We start from the raw sequence: 19,634 nt of genomic DNA, 5'->3' as shown, positions 1-19,634 counted from the left end.
AAGGTTTATGTCTAATCTTAAAGCTTTATTGTCAAGAATAAAAAGCGTAAAATCTATACAAAAGACTACTAAGGTTATGCAGATGATATCTGCTGCTAAGTTGCATCGTGTTCAGCAGAAGTTAGAAAATGCTAAGAAGCATTTATTAGAACTTGGTGCTATTGTAGATTATGTTACCCCAATGACACATGATCTTGTTCCTGTATCTAAGAAAGAAAAGATTTTGTTGATTGTAATGTCTTCTGACAGAGGGTTATGTGGTAACTTTAATAATTTAATAATTAAATTTACCAAATCTTATATCTCTAATTTAGAAAGTAATAATAAGGAGGTGAAATTAATTTTTTTTGGTAAAAAAGCATATGATATGATGTATAACCAGTACTCAGATAAGATATTGGATGTATTTTCTAATACTAAATCTATTACAGATTTTTTGTATTTTAAGCTTTTTGTATATAATAGTGGTATTAACTTTGATCAATTTGATAATGTTATAATATTGTTTAATAAGTTTTATAGTACTATGCTGCAAAAGCCTAGTGTCCAGGAATTAATACCTTGTAATCTTGAAATTTCGGTATTGCTAAAAGAAGTGTATCAGTGTGAGCCAACATATATTGATATTTTATCTACTGTAAGTTTGGGTTATATATTAAGTTTAATGTATGTTGCCTTTTTAGAAAATTCTGCTAGTGAACATTGTTCTCGTATGATTGCTATGGAATCTGCAAATCGGAATACTAAAGATATGTTAAATAAGTTAGCATTGGAATACAATTGTTCTAGACAAGCATCTATAACTACTGATCTAATAGAGATAATTAGCGGTTTTGAGTCATTAAATTAATAAGTGAGAATTTATGAAAAGTAATAAACCTTCTGATAGTGAAGCGGAAGAAGCTATTAATTTATTAATAAGATGGATAGGTGATGATCCAAATAGGGAAGGTCTTGTTGATACTGCTAAGCGTGTATTAAATGTTTATAAAGGTTTTTTTTCAGGGTATAAAGTAGATATGCTTTCTATTCGAGGGTCCGTATTGTTTAATGAAGGTTATAACGATATGGTAATTTTAAAAGATACTGAATTTACTTCATATTGTGAGCATCATATTCTTCCTATGAAAGGTAAAATCAGCATTGGATATATTCCTGATAAATTAATATTTGGTGTTGGTAAAATTGTTAAGTTGATTAATTGTTTCACGAAAAGATTGCAACTTCAAGAAAGATTAACCATGGAAATAGCGAGAGCTTTTAATGATTATTTACTTCCTAAAGGGGCTATTGTTAATGTTGAAGCAGTACATGATTGTGTTGCATGTTGTAAAGAAAAAGATAAGAATAATTTAAAATTGCAAACAATGTATGCAATTGGAGTTTTCCAAGATAATATGGAGCTAAGGAGAGAGTTTTTTGCTAATATTGATTAATTGGAGGATAAATTGGAGATTTTAAATGTAGCTGAAGATGCTGTAAAAAGAATAAAGAGTATTGGTTATATTGGTGATGTAGTAATTTGTCAGAATAATAGATTGTCTTTGTTACAACGTCTCCATAAAATTAGTGAAGTGATTCAATCTAAAAACTGTACAATAGGGATTAGGGTTATTGTAAATAATAATCAGTTTGCGTGTATTTCTGCTAATGAATTTTCTAATATTTCAAAATTTATAGGTCAAGCTGTTGCTATGGCAAAATTATCTACAGGAGATCCATATATTTCTTTGTATGATGATTTTATTAATAGGGAAAATTTGCTCACTAGTCATGATCTAATGATATTAGATAAGACTAATGTTACAGTTGATCAATGTAAAAAAATTACTGAAAGCATGGAAAATGCTGCGTTATCTTATGACAGTAAGGTTATTAATTCAGAGGGATCTTCATTTTCTAGTGGTACAACGAATCTTGTTTTAGCAACTTCAAATGGGTTTATAGGTACTTATAGTAAATCTAATTTTACAAGTAGTATTTCTGTTATTGCTGGTATGGGTGATAAAATGGAGGTAGGGTATGATTTTTCTTCTGTATGTAATTTAGATGACATGAAAGATCCAATAAAAATGGGAGAAGAAGCTGCATTAAGAGCAATTAATAGATTAGATCCTGGGAAAATACAAACCTGCAAAATGTCAGTTGTAGTTGAAAATAGAGTAGCTAGTACATTATTAAAAAATTTTGCAAGTGCTATAAGAGGGGATAACATAGCTAATGAAGCTTCGTTTTTAAGTAATCATATTAATAAAAAAATTTTTCCGGATAACGTTTTTATAATAGATGATCCATTAATGGTATCTGGTCTGTCTTCTAGGCCTTTTGATGGGGAAGGAGTTGTTGGAAATAAAAAATTAGTAGTAGAAAATGGTATATTGAGAAGTTGGATTCTAGATATACGTTCAGCTAATAAATTAAATCTTAGAACTACTGGAAATGCTATAAGGCATTCTAATGCATCGGTAACTCCTGGAGTTAGTAATTTTTATATACAAAATGGAACTTTATCTGTTCAAGAATTAATGTCAGATATAAAGAAAGGACTTTATATTACTGATCTTTTTGGTTTTGGTATTAACTTAATTACTGGTGATTACAGTCAAGGTGCATCAGGATTTTTTATAGAAAATGGCAAAATATCCTATCCAGTAAATGGAATTACAATTGCTAGTAAACTACAGCATATGTTTTCTAGAATGTCAATTGCAAATGATTTGGTGTTTCTTGGTTCAGTAAATTCTCCTACAATAAGGATAGATGATGTTACAGTTGCTGGATAGTGAAAATTTTAATAGTATTTTTCTTGTGATTTATACTCAAAAGATTATGATGATATCTATCTTATAATAAGTTACTGTATGTCATTTATTAATAACATGTTTTAAATGTTAGGTATAGCTGTTTGGTATGAGTCCATTTTTTAGCTCAAAGTTTGATACTTTATATAAGTGTTTTAAGCGTGATTGTTTTCAAATTATATAAAAATTCTTGTTATCAAGTTGTCTTGTGAGGAATAGCAAATATATACATATTTTTATGTTTTGTTTCTTCAACTAACATTACAGATAAGATAATTAATTATGCTGGAAATATTAGTTATTACTCAATAATAGAAGTTGGTTCAGGATTCGGTACAATGAGTTATTCTATATTAAAAAATCCAAATGGATTGAAATTGTATTTTTTTATAATATGAATACATTACCATATAGTGTTATTATATAATATTTCTAGATAAATTTTCTTGTTTAGTTTAAGGTATTAGCATGAAATTTGGCTAATATATGAGAAAGATATGATTGATTATACGACTGATATTGCAGTAATAGGAGCTGGTCCTGTTGGGATATTTACTGTATTTCAAGCTGGTATGCTCAAAATGCAATGTTGTGTTATCGATGCATTAAATGAAATTGGAGGACAGTGTGTAGCATTGTATCCAGAAAAGCCAATATATGATATTCCTGGGTATCCAATAATTAATGGTAAAGAGTTAATAGATAATTTAAGAAAACAGTCTGAGCCTTTTAGTCCTAAATATTTATTGGGACAAGTTGCTGAAAAGATAGAAGATTATTCAGATTATTTTTTAATAAGGACTAACAAAGGAATTGTAGTACAAAGTAAAGTTATTGTAATTGCTGCTGGAGCTGGAGCATTTGGTCCAAATCGCCCTCCTATAGATAATATTCTTGATTATGAAAACAAGTCAGTATTTTATCAAGTGAGGAAAATTTCAGATTTTTCTAATAAAAATATCATGATAGCAGGGGGAGGTGATTCAGCTGCTGATTGGGCAGTTGAACTTTCTAAAATTGCTAAACAATTATATATAGTGCATAGAAGGAAGAATTTTCGTTGTGCTCCTAATACTGCATTACAAATGGATAATTTGTCACGAAGCGGAAAAATTAAAATTATTGTTCCGTATCAGATTAAGGAGTTATATGGTGAAGAAGGGAAATTACATTCTGTAGTTCTTAAAAATATCACAAATCAGGAAAAAATGACACTACAAGTTGATTATTTATTTCCATTTTTTGGTACATCTGCAAATCTTGGTCCCATATTGAATTGGGAAATAGAAATAAGAAATTATCAAATGCTTGTTGATGTTAGGACTTGTAAAACAAATCGCGATAGAATATATGCAGTTGGTGATATAGCTACATATCCAGGAAAGCTTAAGTTGATACTGACAGGGTTTTCAGAATCTGCAATGGCATGTCATCATATATATCATGTGATATATCCTAATTCTCCATTAAATTTTCAATATTCTACTTCAAAAGGTATACCGAAAAATTTACAGATAATCTAGCTTGTTATGTAGATTATGATAGGTGTAATAGTTTAGTATATCTTCCTATTTGATAGTATATAATATATGTAGCACCAATTATATATAACTTGCAATTTTACAAAATTGTTCTATTGATAAATTTTCAGGGCGTAAATTATTAGCAATATTAAGAGATTGTAGAATTTCATCTGCATTATGAGTAAGTTTTTTTAGTGTAGAGCGTATCATTTTACGGCGTTCACTAAATGTTGTTTTTAATACTTGAAATAATTTATTGTGATTTACATGAAATCTAGGTTCTGATAATACAATTATATTGATTACAGATGACATGACTTTAGGTTGAGGTGAAAATATTTCTGGTGCAAAATCTTCCATTTTATATGTATTAGATAACAACTGAATAAGTATAGATAGTATCCCATAACTTTTGCTATTTGGTTGTGCTACTATACGATCTGCTACTTCTTTTTGAAACATTAATGTAAAACTAGTAAAAAAATTAATATAATCTATCCATTTTATCAATAAGGGAGTTGCGATATGGTAAGGTAAATTTGCTATGACTTTTACTGGAGGTTCAACTATGTTCCGTAAATCAATATTCAGTGCATCTGACAATATAAATTCATATTTTCCTTGATATTCTTTAACTATTTTCTCATGTATTGGTAATAATCTACTGTCTTTTTCGATAGAAATTAATTTCTTTGGATTTTGGTTTAATATAGAATAAGTCATTGTACCAAGTCCTGGACCAATTTCTATTATTGAATAATCGCTAATATTTCCAGCATAATTAACTATCTTGTCTGTAATGTTAGTTGAAGAAATAAAACATTGGCTTAATTCTTTTTTAGGATTTATCTTATTAAGATTATGCATAATTAAAATGATGTAATGATAAATTATGCTTATTATACATGCAAAATAATATAATTAGATATAAAATATGATTTCTAGGTATTGACTTTATAATATTATATCATATAAAATTATGGGGGATTCTAGCCGGCTTAGCTCAATTGGTAGAGCATCTGATTTGTAATCAGAGGGTTATGAGTTCAAGTCTTATAGCCGGCACACATTTTATAGTAATTTTTTATGTCATTGCTCATCGTTGCTAATTGGAAGATGTATGGTGACTTTCTTACCTTTTCCTCTTTTACAAAAGAATTAAGTACTAACCTAATTAATGTAAAAGCTGATGTGGAGATAGTACTGTGTCCGCCTTTTATTGCATTGCCTAAGATAGTTGATTGTATTCCTAATATAAAGCTTGGTGCACAAAATTGTTTTTATGAAGCTGAGGGAAAATATACAGGAGAAGTTAGCGCTAAGATGTTATACAGCTGTGGATGTAGTTATGTAATAGTAGGTCACTCTGAAAGAAGAAACATGTTTCATGAATCTGATCATTGTGTACAGTTAAAAGCAAATGCTGCGATAAATGCAGGATTGATACCAATCATTTGTATTGGAGAAACTTTATTGGATAGGGAAAGTGGTATGCTAAAAGATGTTTTGCTAAATCAATGTTATAATTCTTTTCCTAAGCATGGCAAATTCATCATTGCATATGAGCCTGTATGGGCGATAGGAAGCAATAGTATACCTTCTATTGATATGATAATTGAATCTTTAAATATTATTAGGTCATATGACAGTACATCTGAGATTATATACGGTGGTGCAGTAAGTCAAAATAATATAAAAAATGTGATTGATATAAACCAGTTATCTGGTGTATTAGTTGGTGGTGCGAGTTTAAGATTAGATAGTTTTTGTAATATAATATATGGTGCTATAAATGTGAGGCAAAACTAATGAAAAAAATGTTGGTTATATGTTCATTTATTATTAGTGTGCTTTTTAATAATGCAATTGCCTCACCAGAAGCAGATAGTTTAGACAAACAGTATATCTTGATTGGTACTGGTTCTATGACAGGAGTATATTATCCAATAGGTGGTAGTATCTGTAGATTTATGACAACTGATTATGGTAAAGATGATAGTAAGGTAATTTGTTCTATTTCTTCTACTACTGGAAGTGTATATAACCTGAATTCTATACGTTATTCAAATATGGATGTAGGCATTGTTCAATCAGATTTAGAGTACTATGCTTATAATGGACTAGGATTTTATGAGAAAATGCCTCCGATGGACAATTTAAGAATATTAGCATCTTTGCATAGGGAATACATTACTATTGTTGTTAGAAAGGACTCTGGTATATCAGTGATTGATGATATAAAAGGCAAAAGAGTGAATATTGGTAGTCCTGGTACTGGGGTAAGAGTAGCAATGTCAAAGCTATTAAAGGAAAAAGGTTGGACTAAAAGGGATTTTTCTGTTATGGCAGAATTAAAATCGTCAGAACAGGCGCAAGCTTTATGTGATAATAAAATTGATGTAATGGTAGATGTAATCGGGCATCCTAATGCCTCTATTCAGGAAGCATCTGCGACTTGTGATATAACATTTATTTCTTTGGATGATAAGTTAATAGCCGATTTACATGCTAAGTATCCTTATTATCAAAGGGATATTATCAATGGTAAATTATATAACAATCCATCAGATATACAGACTGTATCAGTAAAGGCAGCGCTAGTTACAACTACAGAATTAAGTGACGATTTAGCATATAAGGTAGTAAAATCTATAGTAACTCATTTGCGAGAGCTACGTGGTATTACTGGAGCTTTGAAGACTCTTACTCTGCAAGATATGGCTAAGTCAGATATTACCCCTATGCATGATGGTGCTAAGCGTTATTATAGGGAAATTGGGGCTATAAAATAAAAAGTGTGAATAAATCAATAAAGATAGTATTGGGTATAGAAACGAGTTGTGATGAGACTGCTGTTGCTATTGTAAATAGCAATAAAGAGGTTTTATCTCATAAGATTCTTTCGCAGCAAGAGCATTCAGTATATGGTGGAGTTGTTCCAGAAATTGCTTCTCGTGCTCATATTAACTATTTATATGGTTTAATTGTTAACTGTATAGAAGAATCACAAGTTTCTTTAAGTAATATCGATGCTATTGCTGTTACTGCTGGTCCAGGACTTATTGGTGGATTGATAGTTGGTGTAATGATGGCTAAAGCAATTGCTAGTGTTACTGGTAAACCTATTATTGAAATCAATCATTTAGAGGCTCATGCTTTAATTATTCGTATGTTTTGCGAAATTGATTTTCCATTTCTATTATTGGTGATATCTGGAGGACATTGTCAATTTTTGGTGGCTTATGATATAGGATGTTATTATAAGTTAGGTTCTTCTTTAGATGATTCTTTGGGAGAGGTGTTTGATAAAGTAGCAAGGATGTTAAATCTTGGATATCCTGGAGGACCAATTATTGAAGAAAAGTCTTTGTCTGGTGATGGTAGAAACTTTATTTTACCACGAGCATTAACTAATCGTTCTGGATGTGATTTTTCATTTTCTGGTCTTAAAACTGCTGTAAGAAATATTATTGCAAATCAGGAATGTATAACTCATGAATTTGTATGTGATATTTCAGCATCTTTTCAAGATTGTGTTGGTGATATATTAGTAAATAGAATTAATAATGCAATTGTAATGTCGAAGGCTATAGATCAGAGAATTCATAAGTTAGTAGTTACTGGTGGTGTTGCAGCTAATAAATTATTACGTAGCCGTATATTGATGTGTGCAGATGATAATAATTTTGAAGTGTTATATCCTCCGAGTAAATTGTGTACTGATAATGGAATTATGATAGGATGGGCTGGTGTTGAAAATTTAGCAAAAGGTTATATTTCAAATTTAGATTTTACTCCAAAAGCAAGATGGCCTTTAGAGAATTTAAAATTTACTCTATCAAAGAAGTAGCTAACTTTTTGTTATTATCATAATAATGACTGCATTGGTAATTATAACTTTGATATATCTTGTATAGCAGGAGCTTTTAAAGTGTTAGTTTAGATTTTACTTCAAAAGTAAAAAGCTTAGTATACTAAAAAATAGTATGGATTTTTAGTGTTCTCATGATGGTTATGCATAATAATATATAACTTTGATATATCTTATATAGCAGGAGCTTTTTAAATTTTAGTTTAGATTTTACTTCAAAAGTAAAAGGTTTAGTATGCTAAAAAAGAGTATGAATTTTTAGCGTCCTTATTAATAATTATGCATTAACACATGTAACTTTTCTATTAATTTTATCAGTAAAAATTATAATATTATGCAGTATATACTGATATATTTAGATATTTTATGTGTAGAAAGTATTTAGTTAAAGCTATTTAATAGTTATGGTTATATTTTTTGGTTTATTCGAATTATGATTTGATTTGTAATAAAAAAATACTAGCTAATAGATATAAGGATAGGTATATAGTATCCAGTAATATTAGTCTTGTGATGTTGTAAGAAAATGGATAATATCTTAAGTACTATATAAACATGATAGAGATAAACAATAAAGAAATTGCATCAGAGGTGAAATATTAAAATTTTTTATATTATTAAAATATTTAAATGTGCTGGGAAGAGGGTACTGGTTACTAAGAGTCATACATATATGCTGAAAAATCTAAATTCGAATTTTCGGTAAAAACACGTGAAAGTACTAAAAATTAGATTATATATATATTTTAAAATACTTATTTTAGTAATATGCTTTCTTTGTTTTTAATAATAATCATGAATTATGGTTATTATGATAGTTTTTTAAGCTTTTATTAGTTACTACGACAGTGTTTGCTATTTTATCATGCCATGTTTGTTTACGTTTATTGAAGTTACACCATAATATTCCCAAGCATAACGGTAGAGAAGAAACAATAGATCCAAAAATACGTTTAGTTGATTGAGATAGTGTTATTTTTTGTAAAGTTGTAGCATCAACAACTCTTAACCCTGTCAAGAATTTTCCTAATGTTGCAGAAAATTTAACCCAGCTATATGTAGCGTATATGTAAAGTGCAATGATTTGAATAATTTGTCCACAAATGGCTTTATATACATATCTATTTTTAATTTGTTCTTCTTGTTCAGTTAATGGTGCACTCATTTTATATTTTTCTATAATTTTTATTACAGTATTATCTGCTTGCTCATACATAAAGAAATAAGAATATACATTGTGTATAATTTGTAATATAAATATTAAAATAGTGAGGTCTATTAATATGCTACTAAGTCTTCTTATTCCTCCTGAATAGCAAAGTTTATTATCATCTTGATCTTGTTTATTTTTTTTTAAAAAAGGCAAGTAATTATATAAAAACATTTTTACATTATTCTCAATTATTTCAACATTGATATTTATACTATATAAAATTAAATACAATAGTATTTTGTAAAAAGTTATGAATCTAATGTCGAAAAAATTTATAATAAAGTAAGGATTTGTTAGGTATTTTTGTTGAATTTCTGTTAATGATAATATATCCTTGGCTTTACAATTTTTATTATCTATCACATATTTAATATAGATGAAAATGCAAATTCATGGGTTGACAGCCTATTCTTATGTAGGAATACGTTGCTGGGAAAAAGTTATAAGACAAAAAATAGTAATAGATTGTGACTTAACTCTTCGCTCTTCTGATTCTATATATGATATTAATGATACTGTCGATTACAGTATATTTATCAATAACTTGGTTAATTTTGTTAGTTCACGTCGTTTTCTATTATTAGAAACAATGGCATCAGATTTACTGGCTTATATTATGGCAGATGAAAAAATTTACCACTGTTATTTAAAATTATACAAATCTTGTGCTTGTGGAACAGATAGTAATATTAGTATTGTGTTGGAATCTACAGAAAGTGATAGCTAGTTCAGTATTAAATATTGTTATATATTTTATAATTATGTAAACTTCATAAGTGTGATTGAAGCATAGAGGGGGATATGATTAAGCGTAAAAAAATTGCTCTTATTGGTGCAGGTAATATTGGAGGTATGGTAGCATATTTAGCTAGGTTAAAAAATTTGGGAGATGTGGTTTTATTAGATATTAATCATGGTATAGCTAAAGGGAAGGCACTCGATATGGCTGAATCTTCAGTAATAGGGGGGTATAATGGAGAAATATTAGGTGCTAGCAGTTATGCTGATATTGAAGGTGCTGATGCAATTGTTGTTACTGCTGGGATAACTAGAAAGCCTGGCATGAGTCGTGATGATTTAATTAATACTAATGTTAATGTTATAAAGGAAGTAGCAGAAAATATTGCTAAATATGCTTCTAATGCATTTGTTGTTGTAGTTACTAATCCACTTGATGTCATGGTTTTAGCTATGTATAAGTATTCAAATTTGCCAAGTAATATGGTTGTTGGTATGGCTGGGATACTTGATGCAGCAAGGTTCTCTTATTTTATTGCAAAAGAATTGAATGTATCAGTAGATAGTGTGAATTCTCTAGTATTGGGTGGTCATGGAGATCTAATGCTTCCTTTAGTAAAATACTCATCAGTTGGTGGAATATCTATTGCTGATTTAATAAAAACCAATTTGATTACACAAGATAAAGTTGATGAAATTATAGAAAGGACTAGAAAAGGTGGTGAAGAAATAGTCAGTTTGTTAAAAACAGGTTCAGCTTATTATGCTCCTGCTGAATCTGCTTTGTTAATGGTTGATTCTTATTTAAATGATAAAAGGTTAATATTATCTTGTTCCGTTTATTTAAAAGGGGAATATGGAATCTATGATTTATTTGTGGGTGTGCCTGTAATTATTGGCAAAAATGGCGTAGAAAAAATAATAGAGCTTCAACTGACTGAAGAGGAAAATAATGTGTTTAATAATTCTGTTATGTTAATTAAGAAGCTAGTAAGTAATGTTTAATGTTTGTTATCGAACTTTTATCTTAATCTAAATTTGAAAATTTTAGTTATTTCTAACTATACTTGTGTCTTGAATAATAAGTATATCTTTTATTATTCAAGATTTATAGGTAGTAATATTTATTATTGTTAATTTTTATAGTGTTTGCTGCTAAGTTAGATTAATATACGTGCTAATAGATTTATTATTTTAATATATTAGTACTTTTTTACCTACTTTACGTAGGGAGCAAAATTAAGGAATTAGACCTTATAAAAGAAATAATATTATCATATTAAAAAGAATTATTAAGAATTTTAGAAAAATTTCTACAAAAAGTTGTTATAAAGTTCCAAAGAAAGTAGCAAGCTAGTATAAATGTTTTTCATGAGTATATTATCAACTACTAAGGTTACAAGTAGTACAGTATAATGTAAGATGTGAAATAGCTAAGAAATAGGTCTAAAGGCGAGTTAAGTTATGAAATACTGTGTTGAGATCTTTAATAGACGTAAAATGGTTTGTTTATTATAGAAATACTATTGTATAAGATTGATGATTATATTTTGTGATAATCAAATACACATGTAGGTAAGTAGATTTCTTATGTAATTGTATTATGGTAACTCATGATCATGTGGTTTGTGATTGTGTGCAGGTCAAACATATTTTCAACCAACGTTGGCTAAGAGGTATGCCTATGTAATATGTGCTGATTTATTAAAAGTTATAATGGTATGATGTCCTTACTAATAAAAGTGGGCCATTTATAATGCCTGGAGTGAGAAATTTATATGATGCTGTAAAATTATTGGATTGAAGTTATTTCTCTAGATTGCAATAATATTATGTTATTGATTTTGCAATAGACATAAAAATAAAAGATTACATACAGTTTATCAAATCAGAATTAAGAGAAGTTGTTTGTAGATAGTGAAGCGTTGGTAAAGATGGATTGACCATTTATTTTTACTATAAGGTGGATAATAGTAATATACAAAAGTTCTAGTTCTACAAACAAGGCGCGCTTATATCATTGTAACTGGTCAAAATCGATAATTTATTTAAAGATTTTCAAAATTGTATTTTGTATGTACTATGTTGCTAAAAGAAAATTTATGAATGTTATTATGTATGTATCTAGAATAAAAATTTAATTAATATATAAAAGAGGTGATTTTATAGGTCTTTTTAAGTATAATGTAATGGTCTATAGGAAAGTTGTGTTTTGACAAAATGTGAAATTTTTTTATAAAGTAGAGAATAATGTGTTGCTCTTAATTTATATATCAATTTTATGTTTGAAGCAAGTAACTAGTCTAATAGTAAAACTTAAAAGGTGATATTATTATAATTTAATATAGGTCAAAAATTTCTATGGGGTTATTTTATATATTACCAATTCTTCCTAAAACCATTAGTATATGCAATGCAACTGTAAAAACCTTACTTGTAAATTTATGTGTTATATATCTCACTGTTACGTAAACAGATTGTAAAAACCTTTGTATTTTGGAATTGATAATATATCAGAAATATACTAATGATTGAATTTTAGAAATTTCATAAGACATTTACTACCTTTTCGCTAAGTAATTAAAGGAAAATTGTATTATCAACTATTAATTCTTCTCTAAGTAAAAAAAACAGAAATACAAATATTGTAAGAGAAAAAAAATAATATAGTAGAAAAATATTAGTAGATTAAATACTACCTACAATAGAAAAAAGGCTAATTATTACTACATCAACAAAGATAAGTAATACTACTTACATATAACATAATTGTTGTATATTTCTAGAAATACATTTTCATATATTTCAATTTTTTTTATGAATTTTGTTACATGATATATCATATGAGCAAACTGATCTTCTGTAATTAACCCAGATTCAAAAGCCTCTATTATGTTCTTTTTAGAAGCAGATGTATAAGATTTGATATTATTTAAATAACATAAAGTACATTTTATAATGTTTTCTGAATCTTCTTTTCCTTTACTCATATCCTAAACAAAGTTATTTAAAATCTATATTAAGTTTCTACACCATTCTCTTGAATTTGTAAAGAGAAATTATAACGTTTAAGTTGTGATTGTGTTTATGATGTTGACTTTTCATCCTATTTCATATAGATATTAAATCATGTTGAATTATGTTAACTATGCAGAAAGTTTTTATTTCTTCTGATCATGCTGGGGTAAAGTTAAGATTGGTTATTAAATTATATTTAGATGGATTGGGTTATGTAGTAGAGGACTATGGTTGCGTGGAATCCAGTATTGCTGTAGATTATCCAGATTATGTACAAAATGTTGTAAATTGTGTTATTAACAACACTTTAGGGTTTGGTATTTTAATATGTGGTACAGGTATTGGAATGAGTATTGTAGCAAATCGTCATAAGAAAATTAGAGCGGCTTTGTGCTATAATGTGGAAGTAGCTAGGTTAGCACGTGAACATAACAATGCCAATATACTGTGTCTTGCGGCTAGGTATGTTAATTGTGAAGAAGCTCAGTCTATAGTTTATAAATTTCTTACTACAAAATTTTCTGAAGGAAGACATGTACAAAGGATAGCAAAAATAGATAATTGTTTATGAATCAAACAATTGACCAACATGAGTTATCAAAATTTTCGAAGATAGCTAATAAATGGTGGGATGAGGATGGTCCATTCAGGGCTTTGCATAAAATACATCCTTTAAGGATGAAGTATATTGTTGATTACATAAATAAGGTTGTGCCTAGGGCAGATTTTAAATCATTGTCAGTTCTTGATATTGGTTGTGGAGGTGGGTTATTATCAGAATCTATGGCCCGTTTTGGTATGAAAGTTCTTGGTATAGATGCTAGCGAAGAAAGTATTAGTATCGCTAAGGCGCATGCTTTGGAACGTGATTTATGTAATTTAAATTATTGCTGCATGGATATAGAATCCTTAATTAATAATAAGGAAAAATATGATATTATAACTGTTATGGAAGTAGTTGAGCATGTTGACAATTTATCAGTTTTTATAAATGCTATAAACAATGTATTAAGTGATAATGGGATAATATTTCTATCTACATTAAATAGAACTATAAAGTCTTTATTATATGCGATAATATGTGCTGAATATATTTTTAATTTTGTTCCTCGTAATACTCATCAATGGAATAGATTTGTTAAACCTTCAGAAATCGCAAATTTATTTTTACCTAGTGGTATATTTATAAAAGACATCATGGGAATAAATTTTGATGTAATAAGGAGAAATTGGATATTATCTAATGATATTTCTGTAAATTATATTTTAACTGCGCAAAAGGTTTAGATATTCATAAAAATTACAATAAGTAATTAGATTTAATTTTGTCAGTTGATGTGGAGAGGTAGTATATAATTCTAGTATATTAGGTAATAGATTTTAGTATTGTTGGATTATCAGATTATTCTTGGGTATCTAATTTAATAATAAGATATAACTATTTGAATTACCTATAGTTTTTATTATGGATGAGTTTCATTATTATAATTATTCCTATTCCAAAGGTAAGAGTAGGTAATATCCATAACAAGTAAGTATATGGATTATATGGAGGTATAATAGTTATTTGATTTCCATAATAATTTCGTAATTCAGTAATTATTTGATTATCATCGTAACCATTTTGAATCTTATTGCGTATCATTGAACGCATATCATAAGCTAATTGTGATTGCGATTCATAAATAGATTCACCAGAACAAATTAAGCATCTTACTATTTTAAATAGATTAATTGCACGTAATTCCATTTTATTATTGATTAATTTCTCATCTATTGAAAAAGAGTAAACAGAAGAAAATGGTAGTATTAATATAATAATAAATATTAAATTACTTTTTATTTTCACGGCTGTCCATAGTATTTATAATGGTTTGTATTTTTTTTATAAATTCCTCATAAGGAACTTTTCCAATAAAAATATTAAAAGGATTTGTTACCTCATTTATTGATAATATAATATTACCATTGTCTTTTTTTTCGGAAATTACATATATATAATCTTGTAAAGCGTCAACTATTTTGTCTTTATAATGTGACTTAGCATGAAATATCTCGACTAGTTGTTTTATGATACCTTTATAACTGCTCATTTCTATTGTTAATTTTTCATTATTAATCTTACTATCTAGAGATAATGGGAATGATAATTTCCCATAAATCGAAATTAATGAGTTTTTGAATGCTAACATTATATTATCTATGATAGTACTGATTTCTTTAAATTCAGTATCTGACATACTTAATGTCACTATTGCATCTTTTATATTGATATTAATATCTGCATTATCGGTGGCACTGGCATTTATTTTATATTGTAGTATTGTTAATAAATTATCTAAAGATTTATGTTCATCAGTTTCTATATGTAATAGATTCTTATTTGTAATAGCATTATCATTGCATGTTATGCCATTGTCTTCATATATCATGGATGTGAAATATGCTTTTTTCTCATTTTTATTATCTAATAATAGAAACAATAGATGTTTGGATGGTTTAACTAATAATTTAGATTTATTCAGGCTACATATTGATATATTAGGCTGATTATTATTTGTGATTCTCATTAAATTTTCAAATTTTAATGTAGTATTATCTGAACCTAAAAATTCTAATGTGTTGCTTAATAAGTGATACTTTAATAGTAATGATGGAATAAGTATGTTTAATGAAGATGAGTTTATCTGTAAGCTTGATATATGTATTTTTGGAATGAAAGGAAAATTTGTAATGTGTATATCATTACTAGGTGTTGCATGGATATGTGCCAAAGATTTTGATAAAGTTGCCTTTACATGAGTTGCAATAACAAGCCAAATACCTACATATAAAGATGAAATTGATGCAACAACGACTGATGATATTACAATTAATTTTTTATTAAAATACTTCATTATTTTTTATAACTTGATTAACTATTTTTTACAAAAGATATATTACGGGTTTCGGTAGGTAAAATTACACATAATCCGTCAAGTTCTTTTGTTAAAATAATTTGGCATCCAAGACGTGAAGTATCTGTCAGTCCGAATGCTAAATCAAGCATATCATTTTCTTCATCAGAGATCTCGTTATGTTGTTCAACTACATTATACCAGTTTGGTTCGATTATTACATGACAAGTAGAGCATGCTAAAGAACCTTCACATGCACCTTCTAAATCCACATTATTTCTATGTGCTAAACTTAATAAAGTTTCTCCATCGTAAGCTTCATATGTTTTTCTGCTTCCATCTGGTGAAATAAATGTTATTAATGGCACAACGCACCTCCATATATATGTCTATTTATTACTAATATTACAGTTATCAATGGATTTATTTAAATAAAAATCCATTCGTTTTTTTATAAAATTATATGCTTGTTTCTCAACATTGTTTATAACATCTCTAATTTTATCAGTTTTACCATTTAGTAATATTTCTTCAGCTTCTGCAACAGCATTATTGATTGTATTAAATTCCGATTCTGATATTAAGTTTTTATCTTCAATTAATGCATTTTTGATAAGTGTAATAATTCTTTGTCCTTCAATTTTTTGCTCAGCTATTGAGCGTATATGCATATCATGATCGAAGTTGTCAATAGAATCCATAATATTATTTTCTACTTCTTCCTTGTCTAATTCACATGTATAGTTTATACTGACAGATTGTTTTATTCCTGTAGATTTTTCTTGTGCTGAAACAATTAATAATCCATCCATATCAACTTTAAATTCTACTATAATTTTTGCAGCACCTGCAGGTAATGGTGGTATACCTTTGAGTTCAAACTTTGCTAAAGATTTATTATGTTCTATCATTTCCCGTTCTCCTTGACAGACATGTATTTGTATAGAACTTTGTCCATCAACGTAGGTAGTGAATTCTTGCGTTGCAGATGTAGGTATAGGTGTATTTCGTGGAATGATTTTCTCTACAATACCACCTATTGTTTCTATACCTAGCGAAAGCGGTAGAGCATCTATTAAGACATTTTTATTTTTTATGTGTGGATTGGATAAGTAATAAGCTTGTAATGCAGCCCCAACTGCCACTATTTTTTCAGGATCTACATCGCAAAATACTTTGTTGTAAAATATATTGTTTAGCATGTCTTTAATAATAGGCATTTTTGTACTGCCACCTACTAGTATTACTTTTGCAATATTACTTAGATTTAGTCCTATACTATTAATTGTTGAAGTTGTAATACTTAAGGTCTGATTCAATAAATCTGATACTATACCTTGTAATTCACCTCTGCTTACTTTACAAGAAAAGTTTTTGTCATAAATTTTAAAATTAAAACTTCCAATATGATGTTGACTTAAGTATTCTTTTGCATATTTTATGTCTGGAATTAAATTATTTAGTAATTCTTTACTGAGTACTATATCATTAATACTTTCCACTTGTTGATATTTATTATATATAAATTTTGCAAATAGGTAATCTATATCATCACCTCCTAAATTCGTATCTCCACCAGTTGCTAATACTTGGAATACTCCTTTGTGTAACTTTAGGATTGAAACATCAAATGTTCCACCTCCTAAATCATATATCATATATATATTATTTTCATATTCTGGTTTTCCTATGCCATATGCTAATGCTGCTGCAGTAGGTTCGTTTAAAAGGCGTAATACTTCAAGATTGGCAAGACGTGCTGCATCTTTTGTAGCTTTTCTTGCTGCTTCATCAAAATATGCAGGAACTGTTATAACTACTTTTTTTACCTCTAAGTTACTAGTATTTTTTACAATTTTACATAATTGTTTAAGAATTTCCGCTGATACTTCAACTGGTGTAACACATGTACCATCTTGCTTATTTATATATATATTATTATCACCTTTATCAGTTATATGAAATGGTAGCTCTGAAGATAATTTATTAATATCTTTAATTGATTTTCCCATTAATCTTTTTACTGAAGAAATGGTTTGATTGGAATGGGTTTTTCCTACCTGTATTTGGTTGTCAGTATAACTTACTGTCGAAGGGATGAGAGATTTACCATTCTCATCTGAAAATATAATAACTTTACCTTCGCTATCAACCATAGATATTAAAGAATTAGTAGTTCCTAAATCTATTCCAAATGCTAATGTATTTTTATTGATCTTTGGGTCTGTTATATTAATTAATTGCATTAAATAATACTCCTATCCTCTTGAATTTTATTAAGATATTTTAATCTCATTACCTGTTTTGCAGCTTCATAAAAATCTTCTATGGCAAAAGCATCTTCCATGGCTTTAGTAGATAATAAAATTTGGCTCTGAATATCAATATTACTTGACTCCTGTATCTTAAATATTTCTTCTACTATATGATTTATATCGTTTTTGCTGGTAGTAATTCCCTTAATTTGCAATAAGTATTCTGCTCTTTTTATATAGGATTTTAAAACCTGGTATGCTTTGTTTATTTCTGCTATATTATCTAATGCTAATTTTTTCTCTAACTTCAAAGAAAATAAATCTGGATGATAGTTACTTTGTAATGCTATATAGTTCTGTTCTAATATTTGCATATTGATAGAAAATTGTGGTTTTAATTTAAATAGTGAAAAATAATCTTTATACATAGAAACTTTCTCCACATCCACATCTTCCCTTTTCATTAGGATTTTTAAATATAAAACCTGAAGATATTTTATTTTCTACATGGTCCATTTCTGTTCCATTAATAAACATCATTGCCTTTGGATCAATTAATATTGTAAAACTCTCATTTTGATATTCTACTTTAATTTCTACGTCTAATAATTTGATATCATATGCATATTCAATATTATATTTAAATCCAAAACATCCTTTTTGTTTTACCATAATCCTAATTCCAATGGCAGCACCTTCTTTTTGCTTTATAAGCTCTCTTATTTTTTTTATAGCATGTTCTGTAATAATAATGGGGGAGTTACTTGCTATCTCACTATTTATATAATACCTGATCTGTGAACTACATGAATTGTTTTCATTATTGTAAGATACAGAAGTTTCATTGCTCATATCGAAACCTTACCTTAATATTTTATATTTACTCACTTAGAGACGAAAGCTTATCTTTTTTATTTGCTTGCTTCATATTATAATCGTTTATAGCAGCTTTTACAGCATCCTCTGCAAGTAAAGAACAGTGTATTTTTACTGGAGGCAAGCTTAATTCTTTTACTAATACGGTATTTTTTAGCTGTTGTGCTTCATCTATTGTCTTACCTTTTATTAATTCTGTTGCTAAAGAACTTGCTGCAATTGCAGCTCCACACCCGAAAGTTTTGAATTTTGCATCAATAATTCTCCCGTTATCATCTACTTTTATTTGTAATTTCATTACATCTCCACAACTTGGAGCTCCTACTAATCCAGTCCCAACATTATAATCTTCTTTAGATAAAGTACCAACATTTTTAGGATTTTTATAATACTCTAGAAGAGATTCACTATAACTCATAATATTACCTCATAATTGCAAAAA

21 protein-coding genes and 1 tRNA gene are annotated in these 19,634 nt (G+C 28.2%); 12 read left to right on the top strand and 10 right to left on the bottom strand.

The features are described 5' to 3' along the window. Positions 1 to 7: 7 nt before the first annotated feature. From atpG to PVA18_RS02625, 4 genes are all read left to right on the top strand, one after another. Positions 8 to 850, top strand: a complete 843-nt coding sequence (gene atpG / locus PVA18_RS02640) for an ATP synthase F1 subunit gamma (protein WP_045804585.1) — start codon at positions 8 to 10, stop codon at positions 848 to 850. Between the two features lie 13 nt (positions 851 to 863). Beyond that, entirely contained in the window at positions 864 to 1,436 is a 573-nt protein-coding gene (gene folE / locus PVA18_RS02635; protein WP_045804586.1) for a GTP cyclohydrolase I, read from the top strand. A gap of 12 nt (positions 1,437 to 1,448) precedes the next feature. After that, positions 1,449 to 2,783 (top strand): TldD/PmbA family protein, encoded by a 1,335-nt coding sequence (locus PVA18_RS02630; RefSeq protein ID WP_045804656.1) that lies wholly within the window; start codon positions 1,449 to 1,451, stop codon positions 2,781 to 2,783. Positions 2,784 to 3,298: 515 nt separating this feature from the next. Next, a complete protein-coding gene (locus PVA18_RS02625; protein ID WP_045804587.1) occupies positions 3,299 to 4,324 on the top strand; it encodes an NAD(P)/FAD-dependent oxidoreductase in 1,026 nt (341 codons plus the stop codon). Positions 4,325 to 4,402: 78 nt separating this feature from the next. Here the strand turns inward: PVA18_RS02625 and rsmA are convergent, their stop codons facing one another. Next, a complete protein-coding gene (gene rsmA / locus PVA18_RS02620; RefSeq protein ID WP_045804588.1) occupies positions 4,403 to 5,191 on the bottom strand; it encodes a 16S rRNA (adenine(1518)-N(6)/adenine(1519)-N(6))-dimethyltransferase RsmA in 789 nt (262 codons plus the stop codon). 125 nt (positions 5,192 to 5,316) lie between these two features. On the opposite strand from rsmA, the gene PVA18_RS02615 reads away from it, so the two are divergent. The 4 genes from PVA18_RS02615 to tsaD all read left to right on the top strand — a co-directional run bounded on the left by PVA18_RS02615 (position 5,317) and on the right by tsaD (position 8,174). Continuing rightward, positions 5,317 to 5,389 (top strand) — tRNA-Thr (locus tag PVA18_RS02615). A 21-nt stretch (positions 5,390 to 5,410) separates the two neighbouring features. Then, positions 5,411 to 6,133: a triosephosphate isomerase gene (locus PVA18_RS02610; protein ID WP_045804589.1), complete on the top strand. Its 723-nt coding sequence runs from the start codon at positions 5,411 to 5,413 to the stop codon at positions 6,131 to 6,133. Next, the gene (locus PVA18_RS02605; RefSeq protein ID WP_045804590.1) at positions 6,133 to 7,116 is read left to right on the top strand and encodes a TAXI family TRAP transporter solute-binding subunit; all 984 of its coding nucleotides are present in this window, start codon (positions 6,133 to 6,135) and stop codon (positions 7,114 to 7,116) included. Before PVA18_RS02610 ends, PVA18_RS02605 begins: the two co-directional genes overlap by 1 nt. 5 nt (positions 7,117 to 7,121) lie before the next feature. Next, positions 7,122 to 8,174 (top strand): tRNA (adenosine(37)-N6)-threonylcarbamoyltransferase complex transferase subunit TsaD, encoded by a 1,053-nt coding sequence (gene tsaD / locus PVA18_RS02600; protein ID WP_231568488.1) that lies wholly within the window; start codon positions 7,122 to 7,124, stop codon positions 8,172 to 8,174. A gap of 814 nt (positions 8,175 to 8,988) precedes the next feature. Here the strand turns inward: tsaD and PVA18_RS02595 are convergent. Then, a complete protein-coding gene (locus PVA18_RS02595; RefSeq protein ID WP_231568489.1) occupies positions 8,989 to 9,771 on the bottom strand; it encodes an RDD family protein in 783 nt (260 codons plus the stop codon). A gap of 13 nt (positions 9,772 to 9,784) precedes the next feature. Here PVA18_RS02595 and PVA18_RS02590 point away from each other — a divergent pair, with 13 nt between their 5' ends. Then, positions 9,785 to 10,135: a dihydroneopterin aldolase gene (locus tag PVA18_RS02590; protein ID WP_045804591.1), complete on the top strand. Its 351-nt coding sequence runs from the start codon at positions 9,785 to 9,787 to the stop codon at positions 10,133 to 10,135. Positions 10,136 to 10,209: 74 nt separating this feature from the next. Beyond that, positions 10,210 to 11,151 (top strand): malate dehydrogenase, encoded by a 942-nt coding sequence (mdh, locus tag PVA18_RS02585; protein ID WP_045804592.1) that lies wholly within the window; start codon positions 10,210 to 10,212, stop codon positions 11,149 to 11,151. Positions 11,152 to 12,896: 1,745 nt separating this feature from the next. Here mdh and PVA18_RS02580 read toward each other — a convergent pair. Further along, positions 12,897 to 13,136, bottom strand: coding sequence for a hypothetical protein (locus PVA18_RS02580; RefSeq protein WP_045804593.1), 240 nt, complete (start codon positions 13,134 to 13,136; stop codon positions 12,897 to 12,899). A gap of 149 nt (positions 13,137 to 13,285) precedes the next feature. Between PVA18_RS02580 and rpiB the strand changes: the two genes are divergently transcribed. After that, positions 13,286 to 13,735, top strand: a complete 450-nt coding sequence (gene rpiB / locus PVA18_RS02575) for a ribose 5-phosphate isomerase B (RefSeq protein ID WP_045804594.1) — start codon at positions 13,286 to 13,288, stop codon at positions 13,733 to 13,735. Then, positions 13,732 to 14,451 carry a bifunctional 2-polyprenyl-6-hydroxyphenol methylase/3-demethylubiquinol 3-O-methyltransferase UbiG gene (gene ubiG / locus PVA18_RS02570; protein ID WP_045804595.1) on the top strand — a complete coding sequence of 240 codons (720 nt, stop codon included), beginning with the start codon at positions 13,732 to 13,734 and terminating at the stop codon, positions 14,449 to 14,451. Before rpiB ends, ubiG begins: the two co-directional genes overlap by 4 nt. A gap of 160 nt (positions 14,452 to 14,611) precedes the next feature. Here the strand turns inward: ubiG and PVA18_RS02565 are convergent, their stop codons facing one another. From PVA18_RS02565 to iscU, 7 genes are read right to left on the bottom strand one after another with little or no spacing between them, the layout of a single operon-like run. Continuing rightward, positions 14,612 to 15,013: a cytochrome c-type biogenesis protein gene (locus PVA18_RS02565; protein ID WP_024072041.1), complete on the bottom strand. Its 402-nt coding sequence runs from the start codon at positions 15,011 to 15,013 to the stop codon at positions 14,612 to 14,614. Further along, entirely contained in the window at positions 14,997 to 16,061 is a 1,065-nt protein-coding gene (locus PVA18_RS02560; RefSeq protein ID WP_045804596.1) for a hypothetical protein, read from the bottom strand. The genes PVA18_RS02565 and PVA18_RS02560 overlap by 17 nt, the downstream gene beginning before the upstream one ends. A gap of 17 nt (positions 16,062 to 16,078) precedes the next feature. After that, entirely contained in the window at positions 16,079 to 16,429 is a 351-nt protein-coding gene (locus PVA18_RS02555; protein WP_024072043.1) for a ferredoxin family 2Fe-2S iron-sulfur cluster binding protein, read from the bottom strand. 21 nt (positions 16,430 to 16,450) lie between these two features. Next, positions 16,451 to 18,307, bottom strand: coding sequence for a Fe-S protein assembly chaperone HscA (hscA, locus tag PVA18_RS02550; RefSeq protein WP_045804597.1), 1,857 nt, complete (start codon positions 18,305 to 18,307; stop codon positions 16,451 to 16,453). Then, positions 18,307 to 18,780: a Fe-S protein assembly co-chaperone HscB gene (gene hscB / locus PVA18_RS02545; protein ID WP_231568490.1), complete on the bottom strand. Its 474-nt coding sequence runs from the start codon at positions 18,778 to 18,780 to the stop codon at positions 18,307 to 18,309. Before hscB ends, hscA begins: the two co-directional genes overlap by 1 nt. Continuing rightward, positions 18,737 to 19,168, bottom strand: a complete 432-nt coding sequence (locus PVA18_RS02540) for a HesB/IscA family protein (protein ID WP_082058904.1) — start codon at positions 19,166 to 19,168, stop codon at positions 18,737 to 18,739. Before PVA18_RS02540 ends, hscB begins: the two co-directional genes overlap by 44 nt. Positions 19,169 to 19,196: 28 nt before the next feature. Continuing rightward, positions 19,197 to 19,610 carry a Fe-S cluster assembly scaffold IscU gene (iscU, locus tag PVA18_RS02535; protein ID WP_024072047.1) on the bottom strand — a complete coding sequence of 138 codons (414 nt, stop codon included), beginning with the start codon at positions 19,608 to 19,610 and terminating at the stop codon, positions 19,197 to 19,199. Positions 19,611 to 19,634 lie beyond the last annotated feature (24 nt).

The organism is Ehrlichia muris subsp. eauclairensis (assembly GCF_051097115.1).
Taxonomy (GTDB): domain Bacteria; phylum Pseudomonadota; class Alphaproteobacteria; order Rickettsiales; family Anaplasmataceae; genus Ehrlichia; species Ehrlichia muris.
The sequence above is the reverse complement of the archived record's forward strand: the minus strand, read 5'-3'. Positions and strand labels throughout refer to the sequence as shown.